Origin of the sequence: Catenulispora yoronensis, from assembly GCF_039531695.1 — a bacterium.
In the GTDB taxonomy this organism is placed as follows: domain Bacteria; phylum Actinomycetota; class Actinomycetes; order Streptomycetales; family Catenulisporaceae; genus Catenulispora; species Catenulispora yoronensis.
The window spans coordinates 1-12723 of the sequence record NZ_BAAAQN010000082.1; the positions used below are offsets into that span (position 1 = coordinate 1).

Genomic DNA, 12723 nt, shown 5'->3' on the forward strand with positions numbered 1-12723 from the left:
AGAAGGGCCGGGGTGTCGATCGCGTCGCGGGTCAGACCCGAGGCCGCAGTGCCCAGACCATCATGACTGACTGTCGCGTCGGCGGGCGTAGCCAATCGCGCCGCCCAGGCGGTGTCAAGGCTCGCATGAGCTGGGGCACAGGCCTGAAGGGTCGCCTTGATACCGCCTGGGCGGTGTGATTCCTTTAGGCGACGATGCGACGGAAAGGCCGGGACCGAAACCGGAACCACAGACCAAGGGCAAGGTAACCGCCCGGCCCCACTCTTTCCAGAGCGAGGCCCTCCCCGGAGGGGCCGCCGGAGGCGCAGTTGACCTTGACTGGCTTTTGACCTTCCCTTCCCCTCACCAAAAAAACCAAGCCCGCCGATCACCGACCGACGGGCCCAGCTCAAACCCCAAAACCCCAAAACCCCAAAACCAAAACCCCAAAACCAAAAACCAAAAACCAAAAACCAAAAACCCCTACACCCCCCTACCTCACGCCTCCCCCTCCCCATCCACCCTCACAACCCCAATCCCAGCCCCCTCCAACCCCGGCAAAATCTTCTCCGCATCCCCCTCCACCACAACAACCGCCCGCTCCGGCGCCAACCTCCGCGCCGCAGCAGCATCAACCTCCGCCTTCCCCAACTTCGTATACTCCGTGTACTTCCTCGTGAAGTAGTCATCCGGCAGCCCGAACTCCACGATCTGCGCCAGCGCCCCGCCCACCGACCCCGGCGTCTGCAGCGCGATCGGCAGCGACCCGGTCCGGTACGCCTTCGTCGACGACAGCTCCTCCTCCGTCACGCCCCCGGCCTTGATCCGCTCGATCTCCGCCAGTGCGTCCACCGCCGCCTCGGCCGTGACCTCCGTGTGGACCGAAGCCGTGGCCGAGAAGATTCCACTGTCGCGCCCCAGCTCGAACCCGCCCCGGGCCCCGTACGTATACCCCTTCACTTCCCTCAACTGGTGATTCAGCCGCGAGTTGAACGTCCCGCCCAGAATCGTCGCCATGGCCTCGATGGCCGTGTAATCCTCAGTGTCGCGTCGCGGTCCATGGTGCGCGATCGCCAGCACCGACTGCACACTCCCCGGCCGGTCCACCACCACGATCTCGCGCGTCGTCAGCTCCCGCGCCGCCGTCGGCTCCGCCGGCTCGGCGGCCGGCGCCGCCGTCCCGAGCAGGATCTCGCCGAGCTCCGCAACGTCCACCTCGGACAGGTCCCCGGCCAGCAACAGCGTGCCGCCCGCCGCCAGGTGCGCGTCGTGGAAGGCCCGCACGTCGTCCAACGTCAACGCGCTGACCGACGCCACCGACCCCGTGTCCTGCTTGCTGTACCGGCTCTCCGGCAGGAACAGCCCGCGCATCAGCGCTTCGTTCGCGCGCGTCCCGGGCATGGCCCAAGCCGTCGTCAGCTTCGCCACCCGGTCGTGTCGCACGCGATCGAAGTCGGCCTCCGCCAGCCGCGGACGCCGCAGCGCCTCGGCGACCAGCGTCACTGCCGCCGCGATCCGGTCGACCGGCGCCTGCACACCCACTCGCAGAACGTCCGCGTCCACCGAGCCGGACCACGACGCGCCCAGCGACTCCAGCGCCAGAGCGAAATCGTCGCCGCTCTTGGTCACCGTGCCCTCGCGGAGCAGATCCGCGGTGATCTTTCCGACGCCTTCCTTCCCGGAAGGCTCACGGACGACGCCCGCCTCCAACAGCACGCCGGCGTAAGCCATGCGCTGCCCCGGCAGATGCGCCGCGACGACCTCGCCACCCGGCAGCTGAGTCCGCGTGACAGCGGGGAACACGTACGGGCGCGGCGGCCCACCGGCCGGCCGTTCGGAAATCAGGGTGTTCATTCCGAGTCCTCCTCAGCGGTCACGCTCTCGTCGACCGTGACACCCTCGCCACTCAGCTCCACGCCTTCACCGGCCGCAGCCCCCGCAGCCTCCGCGTCGCCCCCATCACCGACAGCACCAACCGCGCCATCCCCGGCCTCACCCCCACCCCCATCAGGCTTCACATACTCGATCACAACCCGGTTGTCCCCAGGCAGAATCACCGCACCCGCAGCCTGCACATCCTCAGCAGTAACCGCCTCCAGACGCTCCAGGTAGTCCAAAACCACCTTCGGATCGCCCTCCAACGTCGCATACTGCCCCAACATGTCCGCCCGCCCCCCCAACTCGCCGACCGCCCGCAGCCAGTCGCTCGTCAGAATGGCCTTCGCCCGCCCCAGCTCCGCCTCGCTGACCGGCGCCGAACCATCCGCCAGCCCGTCCAGCACACCCAGGAACTCGGCCTCCACCTCACCGGCCTCCACCCCGTCGCGCGGGCTGAACAGGCCGATGAACACCGACGCCCCGTACGCCAACCCCCACGTCGACGTATAAGCCTCTTCCCGCTGCGCCAGGTTCTTCTCAGTGATCAGCTTCCGGTAGAGCCGCGACCCCCGCCCCCGGCCCAGCACCGCCGCCAGCACCTCGGTCGCGATGAACGTCTCGTCCCGCGAGTCGGGCGCGCGGAACATGAAGAACGTCATCGGCCGCGGCACCGAGTCGTCGACCTCGACGCGCCGCCGGGTCTCGCCGATCTTCAGCTGCGGCAGCGCGCCGTCCGGCGCCGGCGGGATCGCGCCGTGCCGCTCGATGCCGCCGAAGTACTTCTCGGCCAGCCGGACCACTTCCGCCGGGTCGACGTCGCCGGCCACGGTCAGCACCGCGTTGTTCGGCGAGTAGTAGACCGCGTTGAAGTCCTGGAAGTCCTCCAGCGCCGCCGCCTGCAACTCCTCCATCGAGCCGATGGTGGTGTGGTGGTACGGGTGCCCCTCGGGGAAGGTGAGTTCGAACGCGTACTCCACCCAGCGGCCGTACGGCGGGTTGTCATAACGCTGCCGGCGCTCGTTCTTCACGACCTCGCGCTGGTTGTCCAGGGTCTCCTGGGTCAGGGCCAGCGAGCCCATGCGGTCGGCCTCCAGCCACAGCGCTAGCTCCAGCTGCGCGGAGGGCATGACCTGGAAGTAGTTGGTGCGGTCCGGGTTGGTCGTGGCGTTGATCGCCGCGCCGCCGGCCGCGGTCACCCACTCGAAGTGCTCACCCTTGGCCACGTGCGACGACCCCTCGAACATCAGGTGCTCGAAGAGGTGGGCGAAGCCGTGCTTGCCGGCCGGCTCGTGGCGGGAGCCGACGTCGTACCAGAGGTTCACGGCCGCGATCGGGGTGGTGGGATCGGGGCTGACCACGACGCGCAAGCCGTTTTCGAGCACTGCTTCGTGGATCGGCCAGGGGAATGACGCGGCGGCCGAATCGGCCTGCGGCGTGCCTGGTTCGCTCTTGACCTCTGTCACGTTTGCCAGTCAACGCGATCCGGTCGTGGTTCGTCCACTCAACGCGCGCAGCGTCCGCTTTAGGGGAACCCCGCCCACCTCCCGCCTCCCGGTCCGCCTCCCGGTCACCCCACCCGTTCCCCGCCCCGACCGACTAACGTAACCGCGTGCCCAAGGACCGCAGCCTGAACTTCGACCCGATCGAGCGCGCCTTCGAGTCGTGGAAGGACCACTGGGGCGAGTCCACCTCGATGCTCGCCATCACCTCGGTCATGCGCGCCCAGCAGCTGCTCCTGGCCCGGGTGGACGCCATCGTGAAGCCCTACGGCCTCACCTTCGCCCGCTACGAGGCGCTGGTGCTGCTCACCTTCTCCCGGGCCGGCGCGCTGCCGCTGTCGAAAGTGGGGGAGCGCCTCCAGGTGCACCCGACCTCGGTCACGAACATCATCGACCGTCTGGAGAAGTCCGGCCTGGTGGCCCGCCGTCCCAACCCCGACGACGGCCGCGGCACGCTGGCCGAGATCACCGCCAAGGGGCGTGAGGTTGTTGAGGAAGCGACCCGCGATCTGATGGCCGACGAGTTCGGGATGGCCGCGCTGTCCCCGGAGCAGCACCGGACGCTTTTCACCGTCCTGCGCGACCTGCGGGTCGCCGCCGGCGACTTCGGCGTCTAGTTCCCACCCCACTCCTCTCACCCTCCACTCCTCTCACCCCCCACCCCCTCCCCACCCCCGTTCAAATGCGGAAACCCCTCTTCCCCTCCCCGCCGGTCGCATTTAGTAGGACGTCCTAGTAAAATCTCGCACCATGGACTCCGAGCAGATCTCCGCGGGCCGCGCCCGCTGGCAGCAGCGCTACGACGCCGCGCGCAAGCGGGACGCCGACTTCACCACGATCTCCGGCTCCGACGTCGACCCCGTCTACGGTCCGGCCGAGGGCGCCGACGTGCCCGGATTCGAGCGGATCGGCTGGCCGGGGGAGTTCCCCTACACCCGCGGCATCCACCCCACCGGCTACCGGGGCAAGCCGTGGACGATCCGCCAGTTCGCCGGGTTCGGCAACGCCCAGCAGACCAACGAGCGCTACCGGATGATCCTGGACGCCGGCGGCGGCGGCCTGTCGGTGGCCTTCGACATGCCGACGCTGATGGGCTACGACTCGGACTCGCCGCGCTCCCTGGGCGAGGTCGGGCACTGCGGCGTGGCCATCGACTCCGCCGCCGACATGGAGGTGCTGTTCGGCGGCATCCCGCTGGGCGACGTCACCACCTCGATGACCATCTCCGGCCCCGCGGTCCCGGTGTTCTGCATGTACCTGGTCGCGGCCGAGCGCCAGGGCGTTGACATCAGCCGGCTCAACGGCACGCTCCAGACCGACATCTTCAAGGAGTACATCGCGCAGAAGGAGTGGCTTTTCGACCCCGAGCCGCACCTGCGCCTGATCGGCGACCTGATGGAGTTCTGCGCCGCCGAGGTGCCGGCCTACAAGCCGCTGTCGGTGTCCGGCTACCACATCCGCGAGGCCGGTGCGACGGCCGCGCAGGAGCTGGCGTTCACCCTGGCCGACGGCTTCGGCTACGTGGAGCTGGGCCTGTCCCGCGGGATGGACGTGGACGTCTTCGCCCCCGGCCTGTCCTTCTTCTTCGACGCGCATGTGGAGTTCTTCGAGGAGATCGCGAAGTTCCGCGCCGCCCGCCGGATCTGGGCCCGCTGGATGCGCGACGTCTACGGCGCCAAGACCGAGAAGGCGCAGTGGCTGCGCTTCCACACCCAGACCGCGGGGGTGTCCCTGACCGCGCAGCAGCCGGACAACAACGTGGTCCGGACCGCGATCGAGGCGCTGGCCGGCGTCCTGGGCGGCACCAACTCGCTGCACACCAACGCCCTGGACGAGGTCCTGGCGCTGCCGTCGGCGAAGTCCGCGGAGATCGCGCTGCGCACGCAGCAGGTGATACTCGAGGAGACCGGCGTGGCCAACGTCGCCGACCCGCTCGGCGGCTCCTGGTACGTCGAAGCGCTCACCGACCGCATCGAGGCCGAGGCCGAGGCCGTCTTCCAGCGGATCAAGGACCTGGCGCCGAACGGCGCCGCGCACCCGATCGGCCCGATGACCGCGGGCCTGCTGCGCGGCATCGAGGACGGCTGGTTCACCTCCGAGATCGCCGAGAGCTCCTTCGCCTACCAGCGGGCCGTCGAGAAGGGCGACAAGCGCGTCGTCGGCGTGAACGCCCACACCGACACGATCGAGGAGCCGCTGGAGATCCTGCGCGTCTCGCACGAGGTCGAGCGCGAGCAGGTCCGCGTGCTCGGCGGCCGCAAGGCGGCGCGGGACTCGGCGGCGGTGGAGTCGGCCCTGGCGCGGATGCTCGACGCCGCGCGGTCCGGCGCGAACATGGTGCCGGCGATGCTCGACGCGGTGCGGGCCGAGGCGACGCTGGGCGAGATCTGCGACGCGCTGCGCGCCGAATGGGGCGTCTATCGGGAGCCGGCGCGCATCTGACGCGGTGACGTTCGACGGTGACGTTCGACGGTGACGTTCGACGGTGACATCCGGCTGACTCCTGGCCGGAGAACAGCTGCATCACGGCTATAAGAGGTCTGGACCGCCGCCGGCGGTCCAGACCTCTTCCTCTTTCCTCTCCGTCTCAAATACAGCGCGAATACAGCGCGAATACAGCGCGAATACAGCGCGGCCTCAGACCCCGCCACTGATCCGCAGCTGCGCCAACCCCGCCAGCAACACCGTCACGAACCGCGTCAAGTACCCCTCGTCCACCGGCTCGCCCTTGATCAGGATCCGGTGCACCAACGTCCCGCAGATCATGTCGAAGACCAGATCGACGTCCGTCTCGCCGTCGACCTCGCCACGCGCGCAGGCCCGCTCCCAGGCCTCGTACACCAGCCGCCGCTGCGGATCGATCACCTGGCCGCGCACCTTCGCGCGCAGCGAGGGATCCCGGTCCGCCTCCGAGGCCAGGGCCAGCAGCGCCGCCTGCGTCTCCGGGAGCTGGAGCAGTTCGACGTACTGCCCGACGGTCGCCAGGGCGTCCTGCACCATCGAGCCCCGGTCCACGACCTCCAAGTGCGAGAACAGCTCCGCCATGGCGTCCACCACCAGATCGGCCTTCCCGGGCCAGCGGCGGTAGAGCGTGGTCTTGGCGACGCCGGCGCGGGAGGCCACCTCGGCGATCGTCAGATCGACCCAGCCGCGCTCGGCCAGCAGGGCGCGCGTCGCGGCCAGGATCGCGGTGTCGGCCTCGGGGCTGCGCGGACGGCCCCGGGTGCGCGCCGCCGACGCCGCCGGTATCCCGGCGCCGTCCCTGCTCGCGCTTGCCTTGCCGGCCTTGCCGTTCACAGAACCGGACACTCCTCCGACGTTCATCCGATGGTCGCGCGCGAGCGTTCCCTACCCCGCGCATTTGCGATACGCTTCGACGCGTATCTTAAAGATGAGTCTTGCTTCCACGAGCGGGACACGCAAGAGCGCCACGCCCTCTAGGTGGGGACCTGGAGGGCGGTTGGCGTGAGGTTAGCCGGAAAGGGGAGGATGGCGCCATGAGACAGCGACCGCAGTTCCCCGGGACGGCTTCGGGCGGAGGTGCGGGACTTCCCGCCTCCGCCCTGCGGGGAGTGGTGGACCTCGGGGCCCTCGCCGCCAAGCCCCCAGCCGCACCCGCCCCGACCGCCGCCGCCGGGGCCGGCCCGGCCGCCGCGGGCCCGGACGGGGCCGGCGGCACCGACTCGCCCCTGGTCTACGACACCACCGACGCCACCTTCGACGCCGACGTCATCGAGCGCTCGCTGACCGTGCCGGTGGTCATCGACTTCTGGGCCGAGTGGTGCGGGCCGTGCAAGCAGCTCTCGCCGGTGCTGGAGCGCCTGGCCGAGGAGTACGGCGGCCGCTTCGTGCTGGCCAAGCTGGACGTCGACGCGAACCCGGCGCTGGCGCAGGAGTTCGGCGTCCAGTCCATCCCGATGGTGCTGGCCGTGGTCGGCGGACGTCTGGTCCCGCTGTTCCAGGGTGCGCAGCCGGAGGCTCAAGTCAGAAGGCTGCTGGACGAGCTGCTGCGGCTGGCCGCCGAGAACGGCGTCACCGGCGTGGCCAGCGGGCAGGCGCCGGCCGAGGTGCCCGAGCCGCCGATGGACCCGGCGCTGGCCGCGGCCTACGGCGCGCTGGAGGAGAACGACCTGGAGGGCGCCGCGCAGGCGTTCCGGGACGTCGTCGCGGCCAACCCCGGCGACACCGAGGCCAAGCTGGCGCTGGCCCAGGTCGAGCTGATGCTCAGCACCCGTGATCTGGACGCCGGCCAGGTGCGGGCCGACGCCGCGGCGCGTCCGGACGACGTCCAGGCCCAGATCTCGGCCGCCGAGCTGGACCTGGCGCTCGGCGACGTCGAACCGGCGATCCAGCGGCTGGTCGGGTTCGTGGCCCGCAGCGCCGGCGCCGACCGCGACGCCGCGCGGGTGAAGCTGCTGAGTTTCTTCGAGCTCCTGGGGCCGGACGACCCCCGCACCGCGGCCGGCCGCCAGGCCCTGACCCGCGTGTTGTTCTGACCCTTTCGTCCTGAAGTGCCCCGACGGGCGGACCGGCCTTGTGCCGGTCCGCCCGTTCGTCGTTTCCCGGCTCGCCGCCGGCGTTCCAGCAGTTCCCGGCGGTGCGTCCACCGGCCGCCTTCTGGCCGACCACCGGCCCTCCACCAGCACTCCGTCGACCCTTCGCCGACCCTTCGCCGCCCCCGCGCCGGCCGCTCCGCCCCGGCGCCCATGCCCCTGATCACCAGGGCGCGGGGCGTTCTCTTTACCTTTTCTTTGCCGAGTGTCACACGGCACTGATGGGTTATCAGGGGTCCGATGAGATCGCGGTCACAGCCAGGGAGAATAAGCGTCTTTGTCCATATTCTTGAACTACACAGCGTATCCAATAGACCGTCAGTTCCCCGAAGTCGCCCGGGATCCCTCCCCGATCGGGCGACCGGAGTCCCTCGAACGTGTTACCGACGGGTAACGAACCCCTTGTGCGGCGGGCGCGAGTAGAACAGGATCACATCCGCTCGGTCTGTTCATCCGACGATCCCCGAAGCGATCGCGGCGGCAGGTCCCCACCGGGTCGGCAGAGTCTCTCGTCGCTGCCGTAGCCGACGGCGGCCCCACGGCCTCCTCGGCCGCATGCCGCGGTCCGGCACGCGCCGGCCCCGTCCCACCCGCTCGTGGAGGAGTAACGCATGAAGGACGCAATCGGCGCCCAGGTCCTGGGCGGCACCAAGTGGAAGCGCTTCGCCCTGGTCATGGTGCCGACCGTCGGGATCGCCGGCGCGATGACCGTGATGATGGCCAACGGGGTGCTGGCCAGCTCGTTCGCCGTCTCCGGCCAGCAGTTCAAGGTCTCCGCCGACTCGCTGATCGGCCAGACCTTCGCCCAGTCCGGCACCGTCATGGTCACCGCCGACGGCAAGCCGCACGCGGTGGCCGTGGCCGGCATCAAGACCGCCGACATCAAGAACATGTGCCAGTCGGTGGACGTGCCGATCCTGGGCCTGGGCAGCCTGACCATCGTGCTGCGGGCCGGCGCCGACACCCCGGTGCACGCCACCGACCTGGTGCTGGACGCCGACCAGGTGAACGCCGACGCGCTGTTCGAGGGCGTGAACATCGGCGCCTCGGCCGCCGACATCCAGGCGCACGCCAACATCGCCGGGTGGCAGAAGACCGACAAGACCGGCACCAAGCCCGAGGACTTCGCGGCCGGCGACTTCGGCCAGATCGTGGACAAGGCGACGCTGACCAACGTCACGCAGACCGCCTACTCCACCACCGCCGGCACCATGTCGCTGAAGGGCCTGTCGATCTCGGCCAACCTCAACGGCAAGCAGTGCTTCTAGCCATTCCTCGCGGGCGGGAAGCCGCCTGAGACACCCAGGGGCGGGCGCGAGTAGGGCGCGTCCGCCCCGATCCCATCAGCACGACGGCGGGAGAAGTAGTGAGCACCATGGACGCCGAATTCCCGGGGGCCCAGGAGAGCGCGATCGCCAGAGGCTGGCGCGCGTTCGGCTACTGGCGCCGCTCCCGGCCGTTCTGGGCCGGCCTGTGGACCCTGCTGGCCGCCCTGGAACTGTGGAGCATCCCGTTCCTGCAGCCGCTGCTGGTCCAGCACAAGCTGAACATCAAGGTGGCCGGCATCGCCGGCGTGTCCACGATGGCGATCACCCCGGCGCTGATCATGATGGCCGCGGCGATGTGGTTCGCGCCCAGCTACCGGATCTTCGCCGGCGTGTTCACGCTGGTGTGCGCGCTGCTGTCGATGGTGGTCTCGAACTTCGGCGGCTTCCTGCTCGGGATGCTGCTCGGCGTGTTCGGCGGCGGCCTGGCCTTCTCCTGGCAGCCCCGGCTGACCCAGGAGCAGATCACGGCCCAGGCCAGAGCCGAACAGGCCTACCGGGACGCGCTGGCCGGCGACATGCCGCCCTCGGCGCGCGCCCCGCTGGGCACCCCGGGCGCCGAGGACGCCGGCTTCGCCGAGTTCGCCGGCTCCACCGGTCCGGACTTCGCCGGCCCGGCCGGTCCGGGTACCGACGGCCGGGACGCCCTGTTCCTGCCGGAGGGCGAGTCGAGCAAGCTCGCCGCCGGGCCCATCGCGGGCGTCGCGGGCTACTCGGGGGCCCGGGGCGAAGTCGCCCCGTCGCTGCCGATGCCGGCCGCCGCCGACTCCGCACCCGACGACTCCGTTCCGGCCGCGCCGCCGCGGGAGCAGCAGGACGTGGTCCCGCCGCTGCCCCGCGCCGAGGACACTCCTATGGGGGCATGACGTCTTGAGTGCCACACACGGAAACGAGAGCACCACCGAGCCGGAGCGCGCACCCGAGCCGGACCGCGCCACCGAGCCGGGGCGCGCACCCGAGCCGCAGCGCATCCCCGAGCCCGAGGCTCCGCTGCGTTCGCGCGCCGGCGGCGTGAACCGGCCGCGCGCGGTCGTCCCGACGCCGCTGCTGACGGCCGAGGCCGCGCGGCTGGTGCACGCCGCGAGCGTCCGGCGGGCCCGCAAGCTCACCGCGTTCGGGCTGCCGGCCGTCGTGCTGGCCGCCACCGGTGTCGCGGTGATGCCGACGGTCGCGAACGCCGCGCAGTCGTCGTCGCCGTCGACGTCGTCCTGCCCGGCGGGGTCGCGGGTGGTGCCGAACCCGGCCGTGCCCTCCTCGGCCCAGACGCCGGCCGCGAAGACCAACGTCAAGACCACTGCGAAGGCGACCGGCGCTCCCAGCACCTCCCCGACCTCCTCTTCGGCGGCCAAGACCGGTGCCAAGTCCCCGGCCGCCGGGTCCGACAAGGTGCCGGCTCCCGGCCCGACCTCGGCCACGCATGTCCCGGCTCCGCCGGCCGCCACCTCCTCCGCGACCGCGAAGCCGCCGGCGTCCACCGCGCCGTCGGGTCCGGCCACGCCCACGCCGACCGGGACCACCGCCGCCAAGCCCAGCGCGCCGGCGAGCTCCAGCCCGGCCAAGCCCAGCAGCCCGGCCTCCAGCCCGCCGAGCCCGACCTCCACCGTCACCTGGTGGAACCCGCTGAGCTGGCTGGGGACCACCGTCGACGGGGTCTTCAACCCGGACGGCGCGACCACCGGCGCCGCGAACCAGCTGGCCGCGACCGGTCCGAACCAGGTGGCGCTGGCCGGCAGCACGCCCTCCGCCGATCCGTCGGCCCCGGCGTCGGCACCCTCGTCGGCGCCGTCCTCCGCGCCGAGTTCGGCCCCGAGCTCCGCGCCGTCGTCGGCGCCGTCCGGCTCGGCCCCGTCGTCCGCACCGTCCTCGGCCCCGAGTTCGGCGCCGTCCTCGGCCCCGTCCGAGCCGGCCCCGCCGCAGCCCACCGGCTCGGTGACCAGCGCCCCGTCGTCGGCGCCGAGCAGCACCGAGCCGTCGGCGCCGAACTCCTCGACGCCGGTGGTCATCGACGGCACGACGGTCCCGCCGCCGCCCGCCACGGTCTGTGTGCAGGACGCCTCGGACCAGGCCTACCGCGAGGTCGAGTGGCACCTGGACGCCTCGAACCTGACCCTGACCAATCAGAAGTTCGAGGGCTTCAAGGACATCACCACCGGGGACGGCCGGACGGTGACCGTCATGGTCATCCACGCCGACGCCGTCGACCTGACCGACATGGTCACCTACAACCTCGACGGCAACCGGAAGATCGACTCCAACGGCGGCAAGGGCAAGAACGTCCACCTGACCAACGTCACCCTGCACGTCCTGAAGCAGAACGGGATCATCAAGCCGCTGCTCGGCATCCCGCTCGGCGAGGTCACGCTGGGCCCGCCGAACGAGGCCGGCTCGGACTTCCTCAGCCAGTTCGTGATGACGCTGCTGCAGCTCAACCTGCCGCTGCCGCCGATCTCCTTCGGCGACGTCCACGTCGACCAGTACCTGCTGACCTCCGACACGCTGGCCATCCCGGGCTTCAACGTCCACCCGCAGTCCTGAGCCGGCGGCGCGCCGCGCCGCGCCGCGAAACGGATCACCAGGCCCGTCCCGCCCTCCCGGCGGGGCGGGCCTTCTGATTTGATGAGAACACCGAGAACCACCGGGACGACCGGGACTTGCGAGAAAGGCCAGCGCTGATCATGGGCGAGTTCGTACGCGTGGAGACCGAGGGCGCGGTGGGCGTCATCCGCCTGGACCGCCCGAAGATGAACGCGCTCAACGTGCAGGTGCAGCGCGAGCTGCACGAGGCCGCCGAGCAGGTGGGCGCCGACCCCGCGATCCGCGCCGTCGTCATCTGGGGCGGGGAGCGGGTGTTCGCCGCCGGGGCCGACATCAAGGAGATGGAGCAGATGTCCTACGCGGACATGGCGCACCACTCCGTGCGGCTCCAGGAGGCGTTCAAGGCGCTGGCGGACATCCCCAAGCCGGTCATCGCCGCGATCACCGGGTACGCCCTCGGCGGCGGCTGCGAGCTGGCGCTGACCGCCGACTTCCGGGTCGCGGCGCAGGACGCCAAGCTCGGGCAGCCGGAGATCCTGCTCGGCGTGATCCCGGGGGCCGGCGGCACCCAGCGGCTGCCCCGGCTGGTCGGCCCGGCCAAGGCCAAGGACCTGATCTTCTCCGGGCGCCAGGTGGACGCCGCCGAGGCGCTGGCCATCGGCCTGGTGGACCGGGTGGTGCCGGCCGCCGACGTCTACAAGACCGCCGTGGAGTGGGCCGCCGGCTTCGCCGACAGCGCGGCGCTGGCCCTCAAAGCCGCCAAGGAGGCCGTCAACCGCGGCCTGGAGGTGGACCTGGCCACCGGGCTGGAGCTGGAGCGCCTGCAGTTCACCGGCACCTTCGCCACCGAGGACCGGGCCGAGGGCATGCGCGCCTTCGTGGCCAAGGAGAAGCCGGGGTTCACCGGCCGCTGACGGCGCCGGTGGCGCCCGTCGCGACCCGGCACCGACCCGT

10 protein-coding genes are annotated in these 12723 nt (G+C 71.0%); 7 read left to right on the forward strand and 3 right to left on the reverse strand.

Annotated features, from left to right (window positions below):
• Positions 1 to 477: 477 nt before the first annotated feature.
• Together ABD481_RS41690 and ABD481_RS41695 are read right to left on the reverse strand one after the other, a co-directional pair.
• Positions 478 to 1833, reverse strand: a complete 1356-nt coding sequence (locus tag ABD481_RS41690) for an insulinase family protein (RefSeq protein ID WP_425559403.1) — start codon at positions 1831 to 1833, stop codon at positions 478 to 480.
• The gene (locus tag ABD481_RS41695) at positions 1830 to 3320 is read right to left on the reverse strand and encodes a M16 family metallopeptidase (protein WP_344671443.1); all 1491 of its coding nucleotides are present in this window, start codon (positions 3318 to 3320) and stop codon (positions 1830 to 1832) included. The genes ABD481_RS41690 and ABD481_RS41695 overlap by 4 nt, the downstream gene beginning before the upstream one ends.
• A gap of 146 nt (positions 3321 to 3466) precedes the next feature.
• On the opposite strand from ABD481_RS41695, the gene ABD481_RS41700 reads away from it, so the two are divergent.
• Positions 3467 to 3973, forward strand: a complete 507-nt coding sequence (locus ABD481_RS41700; RefSeq protein WP_344671444.1) for a MarR family winged helix-turn-helix transcriptional regulator — start codon at positions 3467 to 3469, stop codon at positions 3971 to 3973.
• 133 nt (positions 3974 to 4106) lie between these two features.
• Positions 4107 to 5798 carry a coenzyme B12-dependent isobutyryl-CoA mutase large subunit gene (icmA, locus tag ABD481_RS41705; protein ID WP_344671445.1) on the forward strand — a complete coding sequence of 564 codons (1692 nt, stop codon included), beginning with the start codon at positions 4107 to 4109 and terminating at the stop codon, positions 5796 to 5798.
• A 195-nt stretch (positions 5799 to 5993) separates the two neighbouring features.
• Here the strand turns inward: icmA and ABD481_RS41710 are convergent, their stop codons facing one another.
• Positions 5994 to 6605 carry a TetR/AcrR family transcriptional regulator gene (locus tag ABD481_RS41710; protein WP_425559404.1) on the reverse strand — a complete coding sequence of 204 codons (612 nt, stop codon included), beginning with the start codon at positions 6603 to 6605 and terminating at the stop codon, positions 5994 to 5996.
• Positions 6606 to 6853: 248 nt separating this feature from the next.
• Here ABD481_RS41710 and ABD481_RS41715 point away from each other — a divergent pair, with 248 nt between their 5' ends.
• The 5 genes from ABD481_RS41715 (at position 6854) to ABD481_RS41735 (ending at position 12683) form a co-directional block, all read left to right on the forward strand.
• Positions 6854 to 7852: a tetratricopeptide repeat protein gene (locus ABD481_RS41715; protein WP_344671447.1), complete on the forward strand. Its 999-nt coding sequence runs from the start codon at positions 6854 to 6856 to the stop codon at positions 7850 to 7852.
• Between the two features lie 668 nt (positions 7853 to 8520).
• Entirely contained in the window at positions 8521 to 9177 is a 657-nt protein-coding gene (locus tag ABD481_RS41720) for a DUF6230 family protein (protein WP_344671448.1), read from the forward strand.
• A gap of 107 nt (positions 9178 to 9284) precedes the next feature.
• The gene (locus ABD481_RS41725) at positions 9285 to 10100 is read left to right on the forward strand and encodes a DUF6114 domain-containing protein (protein WP_344671480.1); all 816 of its coding nucleotides are present in this window, start codon (positions 9285 to 9287) and stop codon (positions 10098 to 10100) included.
• Positions 10101 to 10104: 4 nt separating this feature from the next.
• On the forward strand, positions 10105 to 11769 hold the full coding sequence (locus ABD481_RS41730) for a hypothetical protein (RefSeq protein WP_344671449.1): 1665 nt from the start codon (positions 10105 to 10107) through the stop codon (positions 11767 to 11769).
• A 140-nt stretch (positions 11770 to 11909) separates the two neighbouring features.
• Positions 11910 to 12683, forward strand: a complete 774-nt coding sequence (locus tag ABD481_RS41735; RefSeq protein WP_344671450.1) for an enoyl-CoA hydratase-related protein — start codon at positions 11910 to 11912, stop codon at positions 12681 to 12683.
• Positions 12684 to 12723: the final 40 nt, after the last annotated feature.

Coding starts and splice junctions, on each gene's coding strand:
- ABD481_RS41690 (WP_425559403.1), bottom strand. CDS start 1,833: ATGAACACCCTGATTTCCGAACGGCCGGCCGGTGGGCCGCCGCGCCCG.
- icmA (WP_344671445.1), top strand. CDS start 4,107: ATGGACTCCGAGCAGATCTCCGCGGGCCGCGCCCGCTGGCAGCAGCGC.
- ABD481_RS41715 (WP_344671447.1), top strand. CDS start 6,854: ATGAGACAGCGACCGCAGTTCCCCGGGACGGCTTCGGGCGGAGGTGCG.
- ABD481_RS41720 (WP_344671448.1), top strand. CDS start 8,521: ATGAAGGACGCAATCGGCGCCCAGGTCCTGGGCGGCACCAAGTGGAAG.
- ABD481_RS41725 (WP_344671480.1), top strand. CDS start 9,285: ATGGACGCCGAATTCCCGGGGGCCCAGGAGAGCGCGATCGCCAGAGGC.
- ABD481_RS41735 (WP_344671450.1), top strand. CDS start 11,910: ATGGGCGAGTTCGTACGCGTGGAGACCGAGGGCGCGGTGGGCGTCATC.